This window comes from Burkholderia plantarii (genome assembly GCF_001411805.1).
Lineage (GTDB): Bacteria > Pseudomonadota > Gammaproteobacteria > Burkholderiales > Burkholderiaceae > Burkholderia > Burkholderia plantarii.
Genome location: NZ_CP007212.1, coordinates 2,869,740 through 2,892,383 on the forward strand (window position 1 = coordinate 2,869,740; position 22,644 = coordinate 2,892,383).

General features: G+C 69.8%; 20 protein-coding genes. 10 read left to right on the plus strand and 10 right to left on the minus strand.

The genetic code is table 11. The features are described 5' to 3' along the window. The first annotated feature begins 105 nt into the window (after window positions 1-105). The 3 genes from dapE to cls all read left to right on the plus strand — a co-directional run bounded on the left by dapE (window position 106) and on the right by cls (window position 3,834). Entirely contained in the window at window positions 106-1,245 is a 1,140-nt protein-coding gene (gene dapE / locus bpln_RS12205; RefSeq protein ID WP_042625368.1) for a succinyl-diaminopimelate desuccinylase, read from the plus strand. Window positions 1,246-1,255: 10 nt separating this feature from the next. Next, a complete protein-coding gene (gene prmB, locus bpln_RS12210) occupies window positions 1,256-2,191 on the plus strand; it encodes a 50S ribosomal protein L3 N(5)-glutamine methyltransferase (protein WP_042625369.1) in 936 nt (311 codons plus the stop codon). Between the two features lie 203 nt (window positions 2,192-2,394). Further along, a complete protein-coding gene (gene cls / locus bpln_RS12215; RefSeq protein ID WP_055139520.1) occupies window positions 2,395-3,834 on the plus strand; it encodes a cardiolipin synthase in 1,440 nt (479 codons plus the stop codon). A gap of 36 nt (window positions 3,835-3,870) precedes the next feature. Here cls and bpln_RS12220 read toward each other — a convergent pair whose 3' ends face one another. Next, entirely contained in the window at window positions 3,871-4,350 is a 480-nt protein-coding gene (locus bpln_RS12220) for a glutathione peroxidase (protein ID WP_055138932.1), read from the minus strand. A 229-nt stretch (window positions 4,351-4,579) separates the two neighbouring features. On the opposite strand from bpln_RS12220, the gene bpln_RS12225 reads away from it, so the two are divergent. Beyond that, window positions 4,580-6,514, plus strand: a complete 1,935-nt coding sequence (locus tag bpln_RS12225) for an ATP-binding cassette domain-containing protein (protein ID WP_055138933.1) — start codon at window positions 4,580-4,582, stop codon at window positions 6,512-6,514. Window positions 6,515-6,759: 245 nt separating this feature from the next. Here the strand turns inward: bpln_RS12225 and bpln_RS12230 are convergent, their stop codons facing one another. The 3 genes from bpln_RS12230 to alr all read right to left on the minus strand — a co-directional run bounded on the left by bpln_RS12230 (window position 6,760) and on the right by alr (window position 9,618). Then, window positions 6,760-7,023 carry a DUF2866 domain-containing protein gene (locus tag bpln_RS12230; RefSeq protein ID WP_042625372.1) on the minus strand — a complete coding sequence of 88 codons (264 nt, stop codon included), beginning with the start codon at window positions 7,021-7,023 and terminating at the stop codon, window positions 6,760-6,762. 137 nt (window positions 7,024-7,160) lie between these two features. Continuing rightward, the gene (gene radA, locus bpln_RS12235) at window positions 7,161-8,537 is read right to left on the minus strand and encodes a DNA repair protein RadA (RefSeq protein ID WP_042625373.1); all 1,377 of its coding nucleotides are present in this window, start codon (window positions 8,535-8,537) and stop codon (window positions 7,161-7,163) included. Between the two features lie 10 nt (window positions 8,538-8,547). Then, window positions 8,548-9,618 carry an alanine racemase gene (gene alr, locus bpln_RS12240; protein ID WP_042625374.1) on the minus strand — a complete coding sequence of 357 codons (1,071 nt, stop codon included), beginning with the start codon at window positions 9,616-9,618 and terminating at the stop codon, window positions 8,548-8,550. A 212-nt stretch (window positions 9,619-9,830) separates the two neighbouring features. Between alr and lplT the strand changes: the two genes are divergently transcribed. Together lplT and thiD are read left to right on the plus strand one after the other, a co-directional pair. After that, window positions 9,831-11,138 carry a lysophospholipid transporter LplT gene (gene lplT, locus bpln_RS12245; RefSeq protein WP_042625375.1) on the plus strand — a complete coding sequence of 436 codons (1,308 nt, stop codon included), beginning with the start codon at window positions 9,831-9,833 and terminating at the stop codon, window positions 11,136-11,138. 145 nt (window positions 11,139-11,283) lie between these two features. Beyond that, complete coding sequence (thiD, locus tag bpln_RS12250) at window positions 11,284-12,093, plus strand: bifunctional hydroxymethylpyrimidine kinase/phosphomethylpyrimidine kinase (RefSeq protein ID WP_042625376.1); 810 nt, start codon at window positions 11,284-11,286, stop codon at window positions 12,091-12,093. Between the two features lie 241 nt (window positions 12,094-12,334). Here the strand turns inward: thiD and bpln_RS12255 are convergent, their stop codons facing one another. The 4 genes from bpln_RS12255 to tsaB are packed head-to-tail and all read right to left on the minus strand — an operon-like array spanning window position 12,335 to window position 15,747. Continuing rightward, window positions 12,335-13,294 (minus strand): DUF1853 family protein, encoded by a 960-nt coding sequence (locus bpln_RS12255; RefSeq protein WP_055138934.1) that lies wholly within the window; start codon window positions 13,292-13,294, stop codon window positions 12,335-12,337. Continuing rightward, window positions 13,291-14,448, minus strand: coding sequence for a uracil-DNA glycosylase (locus tag bpln_RS12260; protein ID WP_055138935.1), 1,158 nt, complete (start codon window positions 14,446-14,448; stop codon window positions 13,291-13,293). The genes bpln_RS12255 and bpln_RS12260 overlap by 4 nt, the downstream gene beginning before the upstream one ends. Next, a complete protein-coding gene (gene rimI / locus bpln_RS12265; RefSeq protein WP_055138936.1) occupies window positions 14,435-14,932 on the minus strand; it encodes a ribosomal protein S18-alanine N-acetyltransferase in 498 nt (165 codons plus the stop codon). The genes bpln_RS12260 and rimI overlap by 14 nt, the downstream gene beginning before the upstream one ends. Further along, a complete protein-coding gene (gene tsaB, locus bpln_RS12270; RefSeq protein ID WP_055138937.1) occupies window positions 14,929-15,747 on the minus strand; it encodes a tRNA (adenosine(37)-N6)-threonylcarbamoyltransferase complex dimerization subunit type 1 TsaB in 819 nt (272 codons plus the stop codon). The genes rimI and tsaB overlap by 4 nt, the downstream gene beginning before the upstream one ends. 146 nt (window positions 15,748-15,893) lie before the next feature. Here tsaB and bpln_RS12275 point away from each other — a divergent pair, with 146 nt between their 5' ends. The 3 genes from bpln_RS12275 (at window position 15,894) to aceA (ending at window position 19,926) form a co-directional block, all read left to right on the plus strand. Beyond that, window positions 15,894-16,163 carry an acyl-CoA-binding protein gene (locus bpln_RS12275; RefSeq protein WP_042625381.1) on the plus strand — a complete coding sequence of 90 codons (270 nt, stop codon included), beginning with the start codon at window positions 15,894-15,896 and terminating at the stop codon, window positions 16,161-16,163. 460 nt (window positions 16,164-16,623) lie between these two features. Further along, the gene (locus tag bpln_RS12280) at window positions 16,624-18,216 is read left to right on the plus strand and encodes a DEAD/DEAH box helicase (RefSeq protein ID WP_055138938.1); all 1,593 of its coding nucleotides are present in this window, start codon (window positions 16,624-16,626) and stop codon (window positions 18,214-18,216) included. A 402-nt stretch (window positions 18,217-18,618) separates the two neighbouring features. Then, window positions 18,619-19,926 (plus strand): isocitrate lyase, encoded by a 1,308-nt coding sequence (gene aceA / locus bpln_RS12285; protein WP_042625383.1) that lies wholly within the window; start codon window positions 18,619-18,621, stop codon window positions 19,924-19,926. A 292-nt stretch (window positions 19,927-20,218) separates the two neighbouring features. On the opposite strand, the gene bpln_RS12290 is transcribed toward aceA, so the two are convergent. Both bpln_RS12290 and bpln_RS12295 read right to left on the minus strand, forming a co-directional pair. Then, window positions 20,219-20,656, minus strand: coding sequence for a universal stress protein (locus tag bpln_RS12290; protein WP_042625384.1), 438 nt, complete (start codon window positions 20,654-20,656; stop codon window positions 20,219-20,221). A 125-nt stretch (window positions 20,657-20,781) separates the two neighbouring features. Next, window positions 20,782-21,684: a LysR family transcriptional regulator gene (locus tag bpln_RS12295; protein WP_055138939.1), complete on the minus strand. Its 903-nt coding sequence runs from the start codon at window positions 21,682-21,684 to the stop codon at window positions 20,782-20,784. Window positions 21,685-21,839: 155 nt separating this feature from the next. On the opposite strand from bpln_RS12295, the gene bpln_RS12300 reads away from it, so the two are divergent. After that, a complete protein-coding gene (locus tag bpln_RS12300) occupies window positions 21,840-22,616 on the plus strand; it encodes a haloacid dehalogenase type II (protein WP_055138940.1) in 777 nt (258 codons plus the stop codon). Window positions 22,617-22,644: the final 28 nt, after the last annotated feature.

Sequence of the window (22,644 nt, forward strand, 5' to 3'; positions counted from 1 at the left end):
ACGCCGCGGTCCGTCGGCTCCGCCCCGCCGCCGGCGCGCCGCCCGCGCGCCAACCCGACCTGCCGGCCGTCGCGCCGGCATTTTTCATCGAAAGTGGTCCGAACCATGTCCGCCACCCTTGCCCTTACCGAACAGCTGATCGCCCGTCCGTCCGTGACGCCCGACGACCAGCACTGCCAGCAGATCATGATCGAGCGCCTCGCCGCGATCGGCTTCGACTGCGAGACCCTCGCGTCGAACGGCGTGACGAACCTGTGGGCCGTCAAGCGCGGCACCGACGCGCGCGACGGCAAGCTGCTCGCGTTCGCGGGCCACACCGACGTGGTGCCGACCGGCCCGCTCGAACAGTGGACCTCGCCGCCCTTCATCCCCGCGCATCGCGACGGCAAGCTCTACGGCCGCGGCGCGGCCGACATGAAGACCTCGCTGGCCGGCTTCGTGGTGGCGAGCGAGGAATTCGTCGCCGCGCACCCGAACCACCGCGGCTCGATCGCGATGCTGATCACGAGCGACGAGGAAGGCCCCGCCACCGACGGCACCGTCAAGGTGATCGAGGCGCTGACCGCGCGCGGCGAGCGGCTCGACTACTGCATCGTCGGCGAGCCGACCTCGTCGGCCACGCTCGGCGACATGGTCAAGAACGGCCGGCGCGGCTCGATGTCGGGCGAGCTCGTCGTGAAGGGCGTGCAGGGTCACATCGCCTATCCGCACCTGGCGAAGAACCCGATCCACCTGCTCGCGCCGGCGCTGGCCGAGCTGGCCGCCGAACGCTGGGACGACGGCAACGAGTATTTCCCGCCCACCACCTGGCAGGTCTCGAACCTGCACGGCGGCACCGGTGCGACCAACGTGATCCCGGGCCACGTCACGCTGCTGTTCAACTTCCGCTTCTCGACCGCGAGCACGGTCGAGGGGCTGCAGGCGCGCGTCCACGCGATCCTCGACCGGCACGGCTTCGAGTACGACCTCACCTGGTCGGTCAGCGGGCTGCCGTTCCTGACGCCGCGCGGCGAACTGTCGGGCGCGCTGGAGCAGGCGATCCTCGCCGAGACCGGCGTGACCACCGAGCTGTCGACCACCGGCGGCACCTCCGACGGCCGCTTCATCGCGCGGATCTGCCCGCAGGTGATCGAGTTCGGCCCGCCGAACGGCTCGATCCACAAGATCGACGAGCACATCGAGGTGCGCTTCGTCGACCCGCTCAAGAACGTGTACCGCCGCGTGCTCGAACAACTGATCGCCTGACGGAGCCGCCATGACGACCCTCGCGCCCACCATGCCCACCACGCCGTTCCAGACCATCCGCGACCTGATCCGCTACGCGGTCACGCGCTTCTCGGCCGCGCAGCTCGCGTTCGGCCACGGCTCGGACAACGCCTACGACGAAGCCGTCTACCTGGTGCTGCACACGCTGCACCTGCCGCTCGACACGCTCGAACCGTTCCTCGACGCGCGCCTGCTGGCCGACGAGATCGACGCGGTACTGCAGCGCATCGAGCGCCGCACCAGCGAGCGCCTGCCGGCCGCCTACCTGACCAACGAGGCGTGGATGCACGGCCACCGCTTCTATGTCGACGAACGCGTGATCGTGCCGCGCTCGTTCATCGGCGAGCTGCTCGACGACGGCCTGCAGCCCTACGTGGCCGACCCCGAGCACGTCGGCGCCGTGCTCGAGCTCTGCACCGGCTCGGGCTGCCTCGCGGTGCTCGCGGCCGAGGCGTTCCCGAACGCCGACGTCGACGCGGTCGACCTGTCCGAGGACGCGCTCGCCGTCGCCGAGATCAACGTGACCGACTACGGGCTCGACCACCGCATCGCGCTGCACCACGGCGACCTCTACGCGCCGCTGCCCGTCGAACGGCTCGCCGAGCCGGAGCTGCGCTACGACGTGATCCTGAGCAATCCGCCCTACGTGAACGCCGATTCGATGGCCGCGCTGCCGGACGAGTACCGCCACGAGCCCGAAATGGCGCTGGCGGGCGGCGACGACGGCATGGACGTGGTGCGCCGGATCCTGCGCGACGCGAAGAAGTGGCTGAAGGACGACGGCGTGCTGGTGGTCGAGATCGGCAACGAGCGGCCGCACGTCGAGGCCGCGTTCGGCGGGCTCGACCTGATCTGGCTGCCGACCAGCGCCGGCGACGACTGCGTGTTCCTGATCCACGCCGCCGACCTGCCGCATTCGGCGTAAGGGCGGGCCGGGCAGCCACGCGGCCGAATTCGGGCACCGGCCGCACCGGAGCCGGGCGAAAACCGCTCGCGCCGGCTGCCTCGGGCGCCCGGCGCGGGCCTCGCGGTCCGCGCAACTCGCGCCGGCCGCCCCGGTTCGATAAGATGCAGGACCGGCGGCCGCATCCCGCGGCCCGCCGCGAACCATCGGACTTCCACGCCTCGATGCAACTCGACTGGCTCCATCTCGGCACTCTCGTCGCGCTCGCCCACATTCTCGGGCTGATCGCGGCGTGCCACGCGATCCTCAACACCCGCACCTCGCAGGGTGCGATCGCCTGGGCCGTCTCGCTGACCGCGATGCCGTACCTGACGCTGATTCCCTACCTGTTCCTCGGCCGCAGCAAGTTCTCCGGCTACGTGGACGCGCGCCGCCACGAGACGGCCGCGCTGCGCACGCGCTCGCGGCCCTCGGGCTGGGACACGCACGGCAGCTCGCTCGGCACGCCGGCCGACACGCTCGGCCTCGCGCCGGTGCGCGCGCTGACCCACCTCGGCGGCATGCCGTTCGTGGGCGGCAACGTGGTGCGGCTGCTGGTGAACGGCGAGGCGACGTTCTCGGCGATCCTCACGGCGATCGAGGCCGCGCGCCATTACGTGATCGTGCAGTTCTTCATCGTGCGCGACGACACGCTCGGCGAGATGCTGCGCGACGCGCTGCTCGCCTGCGCCGCGCGCGGCGTGCGCTGCTACCTGCTGTACGACAGCATCGGCAGCTTCGACCTGCCGCACGCCTACGTGAACCGGCTGCGCGCGGGCGGCGTCGAGGTCCATCCGTTCGCCACCAACAAGCAGTTCGTCAACCGCTTCCAGCTCAACTTCCGCAATCACCGCAAGATCGTGGTGGTGGACGGCGAATGCGCGTTCGTGGGTGGTCACAACGTGGGCGTCGAGTATCTCGGCGCGAACCCGCCGCTCTCGCCGTGGCGCGACACGCACATCGAGCTGCGCGGGCCGGTGGTGGCCAACATCCAGTACGTGTTCGCGGAGGACTGGCACTGGGCCACCCAGTCGCTGCCGGCCGCGCCGCCGCCGCCGCGCGCGGTGCCCGACGAGGACATGCACTGCCTGGTGGTGCCGATGGGGCCGGCCGACAAGCAGGAAACCGGCTCGCTGTTCTTCGTCGAGGTGATCCACGCCGCCCGCGAGCGGGTCTGGATCACCACGCCCTACCTGGTGCCGGACGAGGCCGTGATCGCGGCGCTCAAGCTCGCGGTGATGCGCGGCGTGGACGTGCGGATCCTGATCCCGATCCGGCGCGATCACTACGTGGTGTTCGAGGCCTCGAAGCTCTACGCGCGCGACCTGGTGGACGCCGGCGTGCGGATCTTCCGATACCGGCCCGGCTTCCTCCACCAGAAGGTGGTGCTGATCGACGGCACGGCCGCCGCGATCGGCAGCGCGAACCTCGACAACCGTTCGTTCCGCCTCAACTTCGAGATCATGGTGCTGACCGTGGACGCCGGCTTCGCGGCCGACGTCGACGCGATGCTCACGGCCGACTTCGCCTGCGCCGACGAGGTCGATCGCGGCGAGATCGAGCGCGCGGGCGCCTGGCGGCGCATGCTGATGCACGTCGCGCGGCTGTTCTCGCCGATCCTCTGACCGAGACCGGCCCCGGCGCCGCGCCGCCGGCCGCGCTCACAGCAGCTTTTCGATGTCCTCGGCGATCTCGTCGGGCTTGGTCTGCGGCGCGTAGCGCTTGACGACGTCGCCGCTACGGTCGACCAGGAATTTCGTGAAGTTCCACTTGATCATCTTGGTGCCGAGCAGGCCCGGCGCCTCGTCGGTCAGATAGCGGAACAGCGGATGCGCATGCTCGCCCTTCACGTCGATCTTCTCGAACAACGGGAACGTGACGCCGAAGCGCTGCTCGCAGAACGCGCCGATCTGCGCGGCGTCGCCAGGCTCCTGGCCGCCGAACTGGTTGCACGGGAAGCCGAGCACGGCGAGCCCGCGCGCGCCGAAGCGCTCGTGCAGTTGCTGCAGGCCCGCGTACTGCGGCGTGAACCCGCATTCGCTCGCGGTGTTGACGATCAAGAGCACCTGGCCGCGATAGGCGTCGAGCGAGACCTCGCCGCCGCCGAGCGCGTTCGCGCTGAATGAATAGAGTGTCGACATCGGTGTGTCTCCTGACGGATAGGGGCGAATGGGAACCTGCGCGGCGTATCGAAATGCGGCGGCCGGCGAGGCCGAGGCGCGAGGCTCGCCGCGCCGCGAAGCCGACCGCCGCCCGTCCCGCAGTCTATGCGAAACCGGCCGCGCGCGCCGGCCGTCCGAACGGAGGATCGCCCGCGGCGGGCGGCCGGTCTAGAATAGCGGTCTTTCCCGCCTCTTCCCTGCTCCCGTCGTGATCCGTTTCAATCAGTTCAGCCTCGCCCGCGGTACCAAGCCGCTGTTCGAGGGCGCCACGTTCGCGCTCAACCCCGGCGAGAAGGCCGGCCTCGTCGGCGCGAACGGCGCGGGCAAGTCGACCTTGTTCTCGGTGCTGCGCGACGAGCTGCACGCCGACGCCGGCGACTTCTCGATCCCGCCGTCGTGGCAGATCGCGCACGTCTCGCAGGAGACGCCCGCCGTCGATCGCAGCGCGCTCGACTACACGCTCGACGGCGACGCCCAGTTGCGCGCCATCGAGGCCCGCATCGCCGCGGCCGCCGCCGCCCACGACGGCGCCGCCGAGGCCGAGGCCCACGCCGCGTTCGCCGACGCCGACGGCTACACCGCGCCCGCGCGCGCCGAGGCGCTGCTGCTCGGGCTCGGCTTCACGCTCGCGCAGACGCGCGAGCAGGTCGCGAACTTCTCGGGCGGCTGGCGCATGCGCCTGAACCTCGCGCAGGCGCTGATGTGCCGCTCCGACCTGCTGCTGCTCGACGAACCGACCAACCACCTGGATCTCGACGCGATCGTCTGGCTGGAAGACTGGCTGCACCGCTACGCCGGCACGCTGATCGTGATCTCGCACGACCGCGAGTTCCTGGACGCGATCTGCAACGTCACGCTGCATCTGGAGAACCGCCAGGTGAAGCGCTACGGCGGCAACTACTCGCAGTTCGAGGTGCTGCGCGCGCAGCAGCTGGCACTGCAGCAGAGCGCCTACGAGAAGCAGCAGAAAACCATCGAGCACCTGCAGAGCTTCATCAACCGCTTCAAGGCCAAGGCCTCGAAGGCCAAGCAGGCGCAGAGCCGCGTCAAGGCGCTCGAGCGGATGGAGCGGATCGCGCCGTCGCACGCGGCCTCGGCGTTCACGTTCGAGTTCCGCACGCCCGATTCGGCGCCGAACCCGATGCTGGTGATGGAAGACGTGGTGTGCGGCTATCGCGACGACGCCGGCCAGGCGCTGCCGATCGTCGAACGCGTGGCGCTGTCGATCCAGAACGGCCAGCGCATCGGCCTGCTCGGCGCGAACGGCCAGGGCAAGTCGACGCTGATCAAGACGCTGGCCGGCACGCTCGAGCCGCTGGCGGGCGACGTGCGCGGCGGCAAGGGCCTGACGATCGGCTATTTCGCGCAGCATCAGCTTGAAACGCTGCGGCCCGACGATTCGCCGCTCGCGCATCTGGCGCGGCTCGCGCCCGACACGCGCGAGCAGGAACTGCGCGACTTCCTTGGCGGCTTCAATTTCTCGGGCGACATGGCGTCCGCGCCGATCGCACCGTTCTCGGGCGGCGAGAAGGCGCGCCTCGCGCTGGCGCTGATCATCTGGCGCAAGCCGAACCTGCTGCTGCTCGACGAGCCGACCAACCACCTCGACCTCGAGACGCGCGACGCACTGACCATGGCGCTCGCGCAGTTCGACGGCACGCTGATCGTCGTCTCGCACGACCGGCACCTGCTGCGCGCCACCACCGACCAGTTCATGCTGGTCGCGAACCACCGGCTGCAGCCGTTCGACGGCGACCTCGACGACTACCGCGACTGGCTGCTCCAGCACGCGGCCGAGCAGCGCGCCGCGGCGCGCGGCGAGGCCGGCGACGGCGGCACGGGCGCCGGCGCGGCGGCCAACCGCAAGGATCTGAAGCGGCAGGAAGCGCAGGAGCGGCAACGCCTGTCGCAGCTCAAGAAGCCGCTGCAGACGAAGCTGACGAAGCTCGAAAAGGAGATGGAGACGCTCAACGCCGAGAAGGCTCGGCTCGACGCGTTCGTCGCCGACGCCGGCAGCTACGCGGCCGAGAAAAAGACCGAACTGACCGAGGCGATCCGCCGGCTCGGCGAGGTGACGAGCCGGCTCGAGACGCTCGAACTCGATTGGCTCGATCTTCAGGAACAGCTGGAACAGATCGGCTGAGGGAAGTGCCGCGCGGCCGGCTTTCGGAGACGAGTTCCGGAACCGGCTTTCCGAACTCACTCGCGGCTCGATACTGAAGCGGCGCGCTCGCGCCATGGCGTTTGAGCTGGCGCGACGGCCGGGTGCCCTGCCCGCTACATCCACCGGCACGACGGGCTTGGCCGCCGATGGCGCTCGGCCGATGCCGCGCCCCGCGCTCCGCAATGACCGGCCGACGAAGCATCCGGCGCGGCACCGCCCACATCTCAGCGGCGCGGCAGCGTTTCGCGCGGCATCTGCTCGTCGTCGTGCATCAGGTAGCGGCGCCCGTCGAGCGGCCGGCGTATCGTCGCCACCACCTCGGCCTCGGTCACGTGCTCCGCCACCACGCGTCGCGCGATCCGCCCTTCGTCATCGACCCACTCCACGATCCGGCAGCCCCGGCCGAACGGCGGCCGGATCGGCTCCGACACGCGGCAGCCGCGCAGGTTGTAGAGATGCTGACCGACAGCTTGCCGTGACTGTTTCAAGGTGGGGTTTCCTTTCCTACCGGCCACACCGGCGAGATACGATGCGGCCAAGCATAGGGGAAAACCGCGACGCGACGAGTTACAGCGGCGGACGGAAACGTTACATGGAGTTACCGCGCGGCGGGCGCCGCGCGGCGTCATTCAAGGCCGCGCACGCGGTCGATGGCCTGCTCGATGCGCTCCACGGCCATCACGGTGAGCCCCTCGATCGGCTGCTTGGGCGCATTGGCCTTGGGAATCAGGGCCGTCGTGAAGCCCAGCTTGGCGGCCTCGCGCAGGCGCTCCTGGCCGCGCGGCGACGGCCGGATCTCACCGGCCAGCCCGACTTCGCCGAACACGACCAGGCCCTTCGGCAACGCTTTGTTACGCATCGACGAATGAATCGCCAGCAGCACGGCCAGATCGGCCGCCGGCTCGGTGATCTTGACGCCGCCCACCGCGTTCAGGAACACGTCCTGGTCGAAGCAGGCGATGCCCGCGTGGCGGTGCAGCACGGCCAGCAGCATGGCCAGCCGGTTCTGCTCGAGCCCCACCGCGAGGCGGCGCGGATTCGGCACGTTGGCGGTGTCGACGAGCGCCTGCACCTCCACCAGCAGCGGCCGCGAGCCCTCCTGCGTGACCAGCACGCAGGAGCCCGGCACCACCTCCTCGTGCTGCGAGAGGAACAGCGCCGACGGGTTCGCCACGCCGCGCAGCCCGCGTTCGGTCATCGCGAACACGCCGAGTTCGTTGACCGCGCCGAAGCGGTTCTTGATCGCGCGCACCAGCCGGTACGACGAATGCGTGTCGCCCTCGAAGTAGAGCACCGTGTCGACGATGTGCTCGAGCACGCGCGGACCGGCCAGCGCGCCCTCCTTCGTGACGTGGCCGACCATGATGATCGCGGTGCCCGACTGCTTGGCGATGCGCGTGAGCTGCGCCGCGCATTCGCGCACCTGCGCGACCGAGCCCGGCGCCGACGACAGCGCATCCGAATAGACCGTCTGGATCGAATCGATCACGGCCACGTCGGGGCGCTCCGCGTCGATCGTGGCCTGGATCTTCTCGAGCTGGATCTCGGCCAGCAGCTTGAGGTCGGCCGCGTCGCCGCCGTGGTCGAGCAGCGCGAGCCGCTGCGCGCGCAGCGCGATCTGCGCGGCCGATTCCTCGCCGCTGATATAGAGCGCGCGCCGCTCGCTCGCGAGCTGCGCGAGCGACTGCAGCAGCAGCGTGGACTTGCCGATGCCGGGATCGCCGCCGATCAGCACCACGCCGCCCGCCACCAGTCCGCCGCCGAGCACGCGGTCGAATTCGCCGATGCCGGTCGTGAAGCGCGGCACGTCGGCCGCGTCGATGTCGGCCAGGCGCTGCACCGGCGCGCTCTTGGCGAGCGCCTGGAAGCGGTGCGTGGACGGTGTTTCGGCGGCCGATTCGACCAGCGTGTTCCAGGCATGGCAGGACGGGCACTGGCCCTGCCATTTCGGCGACTGGCCGCCGCATTCGGTACAGACGTAAACCGTTTTCTGTTTTGCCACGAACCCGTCCTTATTCCGCGCGAACCGGCACGCGCGGGGCGACCGCGCACATCAGCTCGTAGCCCACCGTCGCGCAGTGCGCGGCCACGTCGTCGACCGGCAGCGTGCGGCCCCAGAGCTCGACGCGCGCGCCGATCCCGGCCTGCGGCACCGGCGTCAGGTCGACCGTGATCATGTCCATCGAGACGCGTCCGACGATCCGCGTGCGCACGCCGTCGACCAGCACCGGCGTGCCTTCCGGCGCGATCCGCGGATAGCCGTCGGCGTAGCCGCAGGCCACCACGCCGATCCGCATCGCCTGCGTGGCGACGAACGCGCCGCCGTAGCCGACCGCGTCGCCCGGCTTGATCGACTGCACCGCGATCAGCTCGGAGGCGAGCGTCATGGCCGGCTGCAGGCCCGCGTCGGCGATGTCGGCCGCGCGCCCCGAGGGCGACGCGCCGTACAGCAGGATGCCGGGGCGCACCCAGTCGTGGTGGGTTTCGGCGTGCCACATCACGGCGGCCGAGTTCGCCAGGCTGCGCGCGCCGGCGATGCCTTCGGCGCCGCGCTCGAACGCGGCCATCTGCGCGGCCACGCCGCGCTCGCCGTCGGCATCGGCGAAATGCGTCATCAGCGTGATCTGGCCGATCCCGGGACAGGTCCGCGCGCGCTCCCAGGCCGCGCGGTACTTGTCGACCGAATAGCCGAGCCGGTTCATGCCGCTGTTCATCTTCAGGAGGATGTTGACCGGCTTCGACAGGCGCGCCGTCTCGAGCATCCGCAGCTGGTCGTCGTTATGCACCGCGGTGGTGAGGCTGTAGCGGTCGATCACGTCCACGTCGGTCGAGCGGAAGAAGCCCTCGAGCAGCAGGATCGGCCCAGCCCAGCCCAGTTCGCGCAGGCGCACCGCCTCGTCCACGTCGAGCAGGCCGAAGCCGTCGGTGCCGCGCAGCCCGGGGAACGCGCGTGCGAGGCCGTGCCCGTATGCGTTGGCCTTGACGACCGCCCAGACCTTCGATCGGGGGGCGAAACGGCGGGCGGCCGCAAGATTGTTAACGAGTGCGGCGGTGTGAATCGTGGCGGAAATCGGGCGCGGCATAAGGAAATGTCATAAAGACGCAGGCGAATCAGCAGCTTACCGCACCTCGTGGGCTCGGTGCCGCGAGCAGCAAGGAGCGATCGGGGATTCTTGCTAGTCGGATTTGACGTATTTTCGTGATATAAAGCCGTGCGCACAACCTATTTTGCACGGGATCAGTCCGATTGCACGGCCCCTGCGGCCGAGCCGCAGCGAGGAAAGCATCGCTTCAGATGAAAAAAGGTTTTTACTCCATCATGGCCGCGCAGTTTTTCTCTTCGCTGGCCGACAGTGCGCTTCTCATCGCCGCCATCGCCCTGCTGAAAGATCTGCATGCGCCGAACTGGATGATTCCGCTGCTCAAGCTGTTCTTCGTCCTGTCCTACGTCGTCCTGGCCGCTTTCGTGGGCGCCTTCGCCGATTCGCGTCCGAAGGGGCGGGTGATGTTCATCACCAACTCGATCAAGGTGGTCGGCTGCCTGATCATGCTGCTCGGCGCGCATCCGCTGATCGCCTACGGCATCGTCGGCTTCGGCGCGGCCGCCTATTCGCCGGCCAAGTACGGGATCCTCACCGAGCTGCTGCCGCCCGACCGGCTGGTGGCCGCCAACGGCTGGATCGAGGGCACCACGGTCGGCTCGATCATCCTCGGCACGGTGCTCGGCGGCGCGCTGATCAGCCCGCACCTCGCCTCGCACGTCATCAAGTACACCCCGCCCTGGGTCAACACGCCGGCCGAAGCCGCGATGCTGGTGATCATGGCGATCTACGTGGTGGCGGCGCTGTTCAACCTGCGCATCCCCGATACCGGCGCGCGCTATCCGCGCCAGCAGCACGGCGTGCTGCGCCTCGTCACCGATTTCGCCGACTGTTTCGTGGTGCTGTGGCGCGACAAGCTCGGCCAGATCTCGCTGGCGGTCACCACGCTGTTCTGGGGCGCCGGCGCGACGCTGCAGTTCATCGTGCTGAAGTGGGCCGAGGTCTCGCTCGGCATGTCGCTGTCCGAGGGCGCGATCCTGCAGGCGGTGGTGGCGCTCGGCGTGGCCGGCGGCGCGATGGCCGCGGCCAGCAAGATCCCGCTCAAGAAATCGCTGAAGGTGCTGCCGGTCGGCATCATGATGGGCATCGCCGTGATGCTGATGGCGTTCTATACGCGCGACCTGCTGCCGGCCAAATGGGTGCTGCACGTCTGGCACATCCGGATCCCCTGCTACCTGGTGGTCGCCTACGTGTTCCTGATGATCGTCGGCGCGCTGTCCGGCTTCTTCGTGGTGCCGATGAACGCGCTGCTGCAGCACCGCGGCCACGTGCTGCTGTCGGCCGGCCACTCGATCGCCGTGCAGAACTTCAACGAGAACCTGTCGGTGCTCGTGATGCTGTGTCTCTACGCGATGCTGGTCTGGCTCGACGTGCCGGTCGGCATCGTGATCGTGCTGTTCGGCACCTTCGTGTGCCTGACGATGTGGCTCGTGATGCGCCGCCACCTCGCCAACCAGCGGCAATTCGATTCCGTCGCGCTGATCGGCGAAACCCGCCACTGAGGCGCGGCACCCAGCCCCGGCCGGGCGGCGAGGCCGCGCGCCGGGCCGCCCCGATCCGCCGCTGCCCGGCTCGATCGGCCCGTCCGGACCCCGTCCGGCCTTGTGCGTTTCCGATACGCCGGCCCGCGCGGCCGGCCCCTGCACGATGACCCGATCCATTCCCAATGCGCTGACCATCGCCGGCTCCGACTCGGGCGGCGGCGCCGGCATCCAGGCCGACCTGAAGGCCTTCTCCGCGCTCGGCGCCTACGGCGCGAGCGTGATCACCGCGCTGACCGCGCAGAACACGCGCGGCGTCACGGCCGTGCATGCGCCCGAGGCCGGTTTCGTGCGCGCCCAGCTCGACGCCGTGTTCGACGACATCCGGATCGACGCCGTGAAGATCGGCATGCTGGCCAACGCCTCGATCGTCGACGCGGTGGCGGCGGCGCTCGAGCGGTACGCGCCGCCGTTCGTCGTGCTCGACACGGTGATGATTTCGAAAAGCCGGCACGCGCTGCTCGCGCCCGACGCGGTGGCCGCGCTGCGCGACACGCTGCTGCCGCGTGCGGACCTGGTCACGCCGAACCTGCCCGAGGCGGCCGCCCTGCTCGGCTGCGACGAGGCGGCGAACGAGGCCGAGATGGTCGAACAGGGGCGCGCGCTCGTCGCGCGCGGCGCGCGCGCCGTGCTGATGAAGGGCGGCCATCTGGCGGGCGCCGCCGACTGCCCCGACTGGCTGATCCGCGCCGACGGCGAACTGCGCATCGGCGGCGAGCGGATCGCCGTCACGCATACGCACGGCACCGGCTGCACGCTGTCGGCCGCGATCGCGGCGCTGCGGCCGCAGCGCGCCGATCTGGCGACGGCCGTGGCCGACGCGAAACGCTATCTGGCCGAGGCGATCGCCGCAAGTACGCGGCTCGAGGTCGGACACGGCATCGGGCCGGTCCATCATTTTCATCGGTGGTGGTGAGCGGCGCGTGAGGTGCTGTACCGCGCCGCCGCGGCGGGCGGGGTCGGTCGACGCGGCCGCTACCGGGCCGGCGGCGAACCCGGCGTCAGGCGGGATCGAGCTTTACCGCGCTGCGGCGGGTGAGCGGAATCCATGGCGACCGGCAAGGCTCGCACCGTCCGTCCGGGTTATCTCCATCCCGTCCGATGGCCCATCGCCCGATGCCCGAGGCGGCCGCGACGGCGACGCCACCTTGAGCTCATCAGCGCCCCGGCGCCGCGAACGCGAGCGCACGCACCGGCCAATCGTCATCGACGATGAAACCGCGCAGCGTCTCGTGCCAGGCGCCGTCCTCGCCGCGCCTGACGGCCGCCACCAGCAATGGCGCCGCGCGCGCCAGCACCGCCTCGAACAGCGCCGCCGCGTCGAGCGGGTCGAGCGCGCCGCCCTCGCCTTCGACGAAGCGCCGCGGCGCGAGCCACGCGAGCCGCGGCAGCACCACCCAGCGCGTGCCGGCCGGCTGCCGCGCCGCCAGATCCGGCCAGTCGCCACGCGGGATCCAGAAGCCTCGCGAATGCGCGGGATCGAGCGCGGCGGGCACCCTCACGGCGGCACCATCGCGATAGAACAGCCAGCCCTTCACGAGCATGCGCGCGGCCCATGGCCCTGGCTGGCCGGCGAACGCGAACTCGTCGCGCGCGCTCAGGCGCAGCTGGTGATCGACGAGCCGGCGATATTTGAGGTCGAAGCGATCGGCGAGATTCGGGCCGACGTAGTCGCGCAGCGCGGCCGTGCCGTCCGGCGCGGCGCACAGATAGCATTTGACGGCGAGTTCCCAGTGCAGGCGCTCGCCGTCGGGCGCGACCAGCAGGAAGTCGCATTCGCCAAGCGTGCGGCCGCTCACGCGCACCGGCAGGTTCGCGGCGACCAGCGTCCAGGCCGGCGCCTGCGCGGCGAAGAATTCGAGCAGCGTCTCGGCGTAGCGGCCGAGCCGGGTCGGCCGTGCCGCGTCGAGGACGGCGGCCAGCGGCGCCGGATCGGCATCGAGCGCGGCCAGCCACGCGGCGATCCGCGCCGCCTCGCCGGGGCCGCGCCAGGGGCGTGCGAGCGGCGCCTCGGCCGAGGCGGCCAGCAGGTCGGCGCTGGCCAGCAGCCAGCCGAGATCGCGCACCGCCGTGTCGCGCAGCCCGCCCCACGGTACGGACTGCGCGACGGCCGTCATGCGTCGCCCGCCGGGTTCCCCTTGCCGCCGAAGGTATCGCGCGCGAGGCACAGATCGGCCCACGCCTTCGCCTTGTCGGGCAGGCTGCGCAGCAGGTAGGCCGGATGGTAGGACACCACCACCGGCACGCCTTCGTAATGATGGATGCGGCCGCGCATCGAGGCGATGCTCCCGGTGGACTTCAGCAGCGTCTGCGCGGCGAAGCGGCCCATCGCGACGATCAGCTTCGGCTTCACGAGCTCGACCTGACGCTGCAGGTAGGGCTCGCAGCGCGCCACTTCGTCGGGCTCGGGATTGCGGTTGCCGGGTGGGCGGCACTTGATCACGTTCGCGATGTAGACGTTCTCGCCGCGCTTGAGCGACAGCGCATGCAGCATGCTGTCGAGCAGCTTGCCGGCCTGGCCGACGAACGGCTCGCCCTGCTTGTCCTCGTTCTCGCCGGGCGCCTCGCCGATCAGCATCCAGTCGGCCTCGCGGTCCCCGACGCCGAACACGGTCTGGGTGCGCTTCTCGCAAAGCCGGCAGCGCTGGCATCCGGCGACGCGCGCCTCCAGTTCGTCCCAGCCGAGCCCGGCCACGGGCGAGCGCGCGACGACCGGCTCCATCGGCTCGAACTCGTGGCCGGCATCGGACACGGGCACCAGGTCGAACCACGACGGATCGTCGTCGGGCGGCATGTCGTTCGCCGCGTCGACGGGAGCGGCCGTGTCGGGGCGGGCCTCATGCTCGCGTGCGGCCGACGCCGGTGCGCCGGCGCGCCCGGCAGCCGGTTCGCGTGCAGCTTGCACCGGCGCGGGATCCGTCTCGACCACTGCGTCGACTGAGGCGGCACGCGTCCCGGCGTTCGCCGGCGCGCCGCGCGGCGGCGAGGCCTCACGCGCCACCATGCCGGCCGGCGGCACCGGCGCCTCGGCCACGCCGCGACCTGCCGGCGCGACCGGCCGCGCCATGCCGGCATCCGGCATCGGCCGCTGCCCGACGGCGTCCGCCGTGTGCGCGAGCGCGGCGCCCGACACCGGGCCGGCCGCGGCATGCGCGTCGTGGTCGGCCAGCGCCACCCCGCCCTCGGCCGCCGGCGCGCCGGCGGCAGCGCCACGCCGCACCCAAAGCGGCCCCAGGCCCATTTCATCGAGTGCCGAGTCAAGCCAGCTCATGCGCGCCTCCTTGCGAATTCAGCGACAGCCGCATCACGATCGCGTCCTCGCGCATCCGATGCTTCGCCGGGTAGTAGTTCTTGCGGCGGCCAATGATCTCGAAGCCGAAGCGCTCGTACAGCTCGATCGCGCGCGGGTTCGAAGGCCGCACCTCGAGCAGCACGCCCACCAGCCGCTCGACCCGCGTGAGTCGCACCGCCTCGCGCAGCAGCGCGAGCCCGCAGCCGGCGCGCTGCGCGGCGGGCGCCACGCACAGGTTCAGCAGATGCATCTCGTCGACCACCGGCATCAGCACGCAGTAGCCGATCAGCGTCCCCGTCACGTGCCGCATGCAGACGCCGAAATAGCCGTTGCGCAGCGAATCCTCGAAGTTGCCGCGCGACCACGGAAATTCGTAGGCGACCTTCTCGATCGCGACCACCTCGTCGAGGTCGGCGTCGGTCATCGGCGCGAGATAACGGTCGGTCATCAGCACGCCGCTCATCGGCCGCTCCCCTTGTCCTTCGCCGTCCCCCCGGCCTTCTCGGCACCCTTGGCAAGCGCGCGCGCGGCGAGCCGCTCGGCGGTGGTCTGCGCGACCTTGTTGCGGACGTACTCGGGGGCCGCCTGGTCGGCCGGCACGGTGCGGCCGGCGCGAAACGCGCGCATCGCGACGTGGGCGAGCGGCACGGCGTGCGGCAGCGCGGCGGCGTCGACGAACGCGGCGCGCGCGGCGGCCGGCAGCCGCTCACCGAACGCGGCGGCGGCATTGCCGGCCAGCACGAACGCGGCGTCCGGCACCACCAGCGCCGCCGGCGCGTCGAGCGAGGCCGGCTGCAACACCTGCCAGTCGGCGGCGGCGTCATCCCACGCGTAGTCGGCCCAGTAGGCTTCGTCCATGCGCGCGTCGAGCGCGGCGAGCACGCGCGCGGGCGGCTCGCGGCCGGCGGCGAGCGCGTTGAGCCGCGCATGCTCGGCGCAGGCCAGCAGCGTGCCGACCGGCACCACCGGCAGGTCGCGGCCGAACGCGAGCCCCTGCGCGACGCCGGTGGCGGTGCGCAAACCGGTGAACGAGCCGGGGCCGGCGCCGAACGCGATCGCGATGCAATCGGCCAGCGTGCAGCCGGCTTCGTCGAGCAGCTCGCGCACGGCGGGCAGCACGCGCGTGCTGGAGACGGCACCCGTCTCGTCGTGGCGGAACCAGACGCGCGGCGCGGCGGAGGAAGCGTCCGCCCCGGCGGACGCGGCGATGAGGGCGACCGAGCAGAATTCGGTCGAGGTGTCGATGGCGAGGAGCACGTTTTGCGTCATGGCCGACATTGTAATGCGGCACCTCGCCGTACCGGATCTTTCCGGCGGCCGGCACCGCGCGCGCGGCGCCGGCGCGGTTTGGAAGAAACGCTCGACCCGCCCGGCGGCGGCGCTTGCTACCATCTGCCGACCTGAAAACCCCTCGGAGACACCCGATGAGCGACATCACCGCCCAGTTCAACCAAGCGCAGGAAGACGTCAAGCAACTGTCCGAGCGCCCGGGCAACCTGACGCTGCTGCGCCTCTACGCGCTCTTCAAGCAGGGCACCGAAGGCGACGCGCACGGCGACAAGCCCGGCTTCGCCGACATCGTCGGCAAGTACAAGTACGACGCCTGGGCGGCCCTCAAGGGCACCCCGCAGGAAACCGCGCAGCAGCAGTACGTCGAACTGGTCGAATCGCTGAAGAACGGCACCGCGTCCTGATCCGCCGGGGGCGCCGCGCGCGGCGCCCGGCCGAAACGGCCATCCGAAACGTTACGAAACGTGTCGAACCCGTCGCCATTTCGCCGGCATTTCCGCAAAACGATGCGACAAAAAGTGGCGCGGCGCAGCAAATCCCGCTACAATGCCGTTTGCGTCACCGCACCGGCCGGCCAGCAGGCCCCACCGCCTGACGTCTAGTACGTTTCGCTCCAATCCAGTTTAGAACCTGTCCCCTCCTGCCTCTCTGGGTATTCGCGCCCTTCAAGTATCAGGCTGGCGGCAAGCGTGACCGATGGTCGGTACGCGCCGCATCCGAAACAGCTTCTAACAGCACCCGTGAGTGAGTCCGCGTTTCCAGAACGCGGACGTCTGTCACGTTCCCGATTTGCTCGATGCATCCGTCGACTTGGGCATGCACGATTGGCGCCGACGTTTCACCCACCGTGTTTCAAGGATTGATATGACTTCGAGCCAACCCCAAAGCCCGCTCAACGCGATTGCCGACGAGGCACTCGGTTTGTCCGCCGCCGCTCCCGAGCAGCAAGCCGCTGCCGACGCGCAGCCGGCCAGTGACGAACCGTCCTTCGCGTCGCTCGGGCTGTCGCCGGAGATCGTCTCCGCGCTGCAGGCCGCCGGCTACGTGAAGCCGACGCCGGTGCAGCAGCGCGCGATCCCCGCCGGCATCGCGGGTCGCGACCTGCTGGTGTCGAGCCCGACCGGTTCGGGCAAGACCGCCGCGTTCATGCTGCCCGCCATCGAGCGCTTCGCCCAGCTGCAAAAGACCCTGGCCCAGCAGCCGCGCACCCCGCGCGAGCCGCAATCGGCTGACCGCCGCCAGCGCCGTCCGCAGCCGGTGGCGCGCCCCGGCCTGCTGGTGCTCACGCCCACCCGTGAACTCGCGATGCAGGTCACCACGGCCGCTTCGACCTACGGCAAGCACCTGCGCCGCCTGCGCACGGTCAGCATCCTCGGCGGCGTGGCCTATGGCCAGCAGCTGATGCTGCTCGCGAAGAACCCGGAAATTTTGGTCGCCACGCCGGGCCGCCTGCTCGACCACCTCGAGCGCGGCCGCATCGACCTGTCCGAACTGAAGATGCTGGTGCTCGACGAAGCCGACCGCATGCTCGACATGGGCTTCATCGACGACATCGAGACGATCGTCGCCGCCACGCCCGCGACGCGCCAGACCATGCTGTTCTCGGCCACGCTCGACGGCAAGATCGGTTCGCTGACGAGCCGCCTGCTGAGGGAGCCGGAACGCATCGAGATCGTCCAGAAGCTCGAAGCGCGCACCAACATCGCGCAGACCGTGCATTACGTCGACGACCGCGATCACAAGGATCGTCTGCTCGACCATCTGCTGCGCGACGACGCGCTCGATCAGGCGATCATCTTCACCGCCACCAAGATCGACGCCGACCAGCTGGCCGGCCGTCTGGCCGACGCCGGCTTCGAATCGGCCGCGCTGCACGGCGACCTGCCGCAGGGCGCGCGCAACCGCACGATCCGTGCGCTGCGCGAGCGCCGCGTGCGCGTGCTGGTGGCCACCGACGTCGCCGCGCGCGGCATCGACATCCCGGGCATCACGCACGTGTTCAACTACGACCTGCCGAAGTTCGCGGAAGACTACGTCCACCGGATCGGCCGTACCGGCCGCGCCGGCCGCTCGGGCATCGCGGTGAGCCTCGTGCATCACGCCGAACAGGGCGCGTTGAAGCGCATCGAGCGTTTCGTGCGCACCCCCCTGCCGGTCAACGTGATCGAAGGCTTCGAGCCGCGCAAGGCGCCGCCGCGTGGCGGCCCGGGCCGTGGCCGTCCGGGTGGCGGCAACGGCGCCGGCCGTCGCTTCGGCAGCGGCAGCGGCAAGCCGGGCGGCAGCCGTGAAGGCGGCTACGGCGGTGGCAATCGCGACGGCAACCGCAGCTTCGGCGGCGGCGGCAATGGCAACGGCTGGGGCAACAAGTCGGCCAGCGGCGGCGGCAATCGCGAAAGCGGCTACGGCGGCCGTCGCAGCGACGCGCCGCGCGGCCCGCGCCGCGGCTCGGCTGCCTGATCCGGCTGCCTGATCGCGCAAGGATCGCCAGCCGCGCGCGGCTGGCGATCCACGAAGAACCGGTGCTTCGGCATCGGTTTTTTTTTCGTCCGCCGCCGACATTTCACGATGCGGAAAAATTTTTTGCGTCGTAAAAAATTGTGTTGCGTGGCACAAGGAGCACGATTGCGAGATGGAAAACCACGTTTCTCATCACGAAAAACAACTCACAACCCAATGATTTATATCGATTAATTATTTTAGAATAATGCCTGAAACACGCTGTCGCACCGCCCGCCGCTTCCCTAGACTCTTCTACAAGAGTTCACGAAACGCGGCGCCGGGCGCCCGGCTCCCCACGGTTCGTGATTCGCCGATTCGCTTCATTCATCGATTCACGTTCAATCCATCAAGGAGCTCATCATGTCGCGTCAGCAACAGGCGAAGGAACTGCAACAACAGTGGGACAAGGATCCGCGCTGGAAGGGCATCAAGCGCAGTTACACGGCCGACGACGTGGTCCGCCTGCGCGGCTCGCTCGCCGTCGAGCACAGCATCGCGAAGCACGGTGCCGAAAAGCTCTGGAAGCTGATCAATACCGAGCCGTTCGTCAATGCGCTCGGCGCGCTGACCGGCAACCAGGCGATGCAGCAGGTCAAGGCGGGCCTCAAGGCGATCTACCTGTCGGGCTGGCAGGTCGCAGGCGACGCCAACGTGGCCGGCGAGATGTATCCGGACCAGTCGCTGTACCCGGCCAACTCGGTGCCGCTCGTCGTCAAGCGCATCAACAACACGCTGACGCGCGCCGACCAGATCCAGTGGTCCGAGGGCAGGAACCCCGGTGACGAAGGCTACGTCGACTACTTCGCGCCGATCGTGGCCGACGCGGAAGCCGGATTCGGCGGCGTGCTGAACGCGTTCGAGCTGATGAAGGCGATGATCGAGGCCGGCGCCTCGGGCGTGCATTTCGAGGATCAGCTCGCCTCCGTGAAGAAGTGCGGCCACATGGGCGGCAAGGTGCTGGTGCCGACCCGCGAGAACATCGCGAAGCTGACGGCCGCGCGGCTCGCGGCCGACGTGATGGGCGTGCCGGCCGTGCTGATCGCGCGTACCGACGCCGAGGCGGCCGACCTCATCACCTCCGACATCGACGACAACGACCAGCCGTTCCTGACCGGCGAGCGCACCGTCGAAGGCTTCTTCCGCACCAAGCCCGGCATCGATCAGGCGATCTCGCGCGGCCTCGCCTACGCGCCCTACGCCGACCTCGTCTGGTGCGAAACCGGCAAGCCCGACCTCGAATACGCGAAGCGCTTCGCCGAGGCGATCCACCGGCAGTTCCCGGACAAGCTGCTTTCCTACAACTGCTCGCCGTCGTTCAACTGGAAGAAGAACCTCGACGACGCGACCATCGCGAAGTTCCAGAAGGAACTCGGCGCGATGGGCTACAAGTTCCAGTTCATCACGCTGGCCGGCTTCCATTCGTTGAACTACTCGATGTTCAACCTCGCGCACGGCTACGCGCGCACCCAGATGAGCGCGTTCGTCGAGTTGCAGCAGGCCGAGTTCGCGGCGGCCGAGAAGGGCTTCACCGCCGTCAAGCACCAGCGCGAGGTGGGCACCGGTTACTTCGACGCGGTCACGCAGACCGTCGAGCGCGAAGCGTCGACCACGGCGCTGCACGGCTCGACCGAGGACGAACAGTTCTTTGACGGCAAGAAGGTGGCCTGAAGCATCGGGCGGCACGACAGGCACGGCCGCGACGCGGGAATCCGCGCGTCGCGGTCGCGGGGCTCACCTCGGCCGGTTCGACGGGGCGCCCTTCAGGGAGCATTCAGGGAGCGGCAAGCACGAAAAGAACGAGCGCGGTGATTGATACCGCCAACTCGCGACACAAGCCGGGCGCGCAACGCACGCGTCCGGCATTTCGGCGCCGACGGCGTCCGAAGGCCATTGAATCCACGCGCCGGCCCTGGCGCGCAATTTTTCCCTCTCGCCGCGCCGGCCACGGCGCGACACCCCTTCAGCGATAGACGATCACCGGAATTTTCGTGTGCGTGAGCACGCGCTGCGTCTCGCTGCCGATCAGCAGGCTGCCGAGCCCGCGCCGGCCGTGCGAAGCCATGAAGATCACGTCGCAGCCGCCGCGCTCGGCCGCCTCGATGATGCCGAGATACGGCGACGGATGCAGGCTCGTGCAGCTGTCGCAGGCCACGCCGGCGCGGCGCGCGGCATCCATGACCTCGTCGAGATGGACGCGCGCCTCGCGTTCGCTGCGCACGCGGAAATCGGCCGGCGGCTCGATGATCGCCTCGGACGCGAACGGCGAATATGGGTATTGGGGCAGGCACGCGTAGGCCGTCACGCGTGCGCCTACGGTCCCGGCGAGATCGATCGCGCCGTCGATCGCCTTGCGCGAGAGTTCCGACCCGTCGGTCGGCACCAGGATGTGCTTGAACATGGCGTCCTCCCTTCATGCCGCCGCGGCTGCGTTGCTTCGCTCGATTCTAGTGCGCGAAACGGCGCATGCCGGCGCGGCAAAGGGTTCGCCCTGATATCGGAAACGCGCAAGACCGCGCGCCGGCTTCAGCCCCAGTAATCGGGCTGATCGTAGGTGTGCTTGAGGAAATCGAGGAACAGCCGCACACGCAGCGGCAGATGGCGGCGCTGCGGAAACACGGCGTGGATGCCGATCGGCGGTGCGGCGAACGCGTCGAGCACGCTGACGAGGCGCCCTGCCCGGATATCCGCGCCCACCTCCCACCACGAGCGCCAGGCGAGCCCGTAGCCGTCGAGGCACCATTCGTGCAGCACCGCGCCGTCCGAGCATTCCATGGTGCCATTGACGCGGATCGAGACGGTCCCGCCCTCATGCTGGAAGGTCCAGCCGCGCTGCTGGTTCGCGTTGGCGGCAAGCGCAAGGCACTGGTGACCCGCGAGATCGTCGAGCGTGGCGGGCGTGCCCGCGCGCGCGAGATAGGCCGGCGAGGCCACGCACACGCGCCGGTTCTCGCCGAGCTTCAGCGACACCAGCGACGAGTCGGGCAGCTCGCCCAACCGCACCGCGCAGTCGAAACCCTCGTTGACGAGATCGACCATCCGGTCCGACAGGTCGAGCGTGATCGACACGTCGGGATGCGCGGCCGTGAACGCCGGCACGAGCGGCGCGACGTGGCGGCGGCCGAAGCCCGCCGGCCCCGACACGCGCAGGTGCCCGCTCGCCTTCACGCCGCCCGCCGACACGCTGGCTTCGGCGTTCTGCATGTCGTTGACGATGCGCTGGCAGTCCTCGAGAAACGCCGAGCCCTCGAAGGTCAGCGTCAGCTTGCGCGTGGTGCGCACCAGCAGCTTCACGCCGAGCCGCTCCTCGAGCGCGTCGAGGCGGCGCCCGATGATCGCGGGCGCGACGCCCTCCGCGTGCGCGGCGGCGGACAGGCTGCCTTTCAAGGCGACCGCGATGAAGGTCTCGATTTGCTTGAAGCGATCCATGACAACTGGGCGACGCCGGCACGCCGGTCGCCAAAAACACGATGCCGGCCAGATTAGGTTGGTGAAAGTAAAAGATCAAGTGATGTAGAACACATTTCCAGCGACGACACATCACGAATAGAATCGCCTCAACCCGTTCGTCCCGAGTGCCGCCCATGTCACCCGCCACCACGCCCGATAGCGCCACCGTCCACGCCACCCCCGCGGCGTTTCCGAAAGCCATCCTGTTCGATGCCTACGGCACGCTGTTCGACGTCCACTCGGTACACGCCGCCGCGGAGCAGCTGTTTGCCGGCCACGGCGAGGCGCTGTCCCGACTATGGCGGCGCAAGCAGATCGAATACACGCAGCTGCGCACGCTGGCCGACCCGGCCGGCACGCACTACCTGCCGTTCTGGGACATCACCCGCGACGCGCTGCGCCATGCCTGCCGCGCGCTCGGCCTGCCGCTCGCGGCGGCGGCCGAGAAACGGCTGATGGACGAATACGCGTGCCTGTCGACACATCCCGACACGGTGCCGGCGCTGCGTCGGCTGCGCGAGATGCCCGGCGCTCCACGCCTCGCGATCCTCTCGAACGGCGATGCGCGGATGCTCGACATCGCCGTCAAGAGCGCGGGCATGGCGGGGCTGTTCGAGCAGGTGCTGTCGGTCGAGACGGTGCGCGCCTACAAGCCCGCCGCCGCCGCGTACCGGCTCGGCACCGAGGCGTTCGACGCGAGCGCGAGCGAGCTCGTGTTCGTGTCGTCGAACGGCTGGGACGCGGCCGGCGCCGGCTGGTACGGCTATACCGTGTTCTGGCTCAACCGCACCGGCGCGCCGGCCGAGGAGCTCGGCATCGCACCCGCCGGCACCGGCGCGAGGATGGACGATCTGCTTGCGTTCATGGGTGCCGCGGGAAGTCCGGTGTCGCGCTCCGGCGCGCCGGACTGAGCTTGCGCCCGGTGGCCTTCGCGGCGGA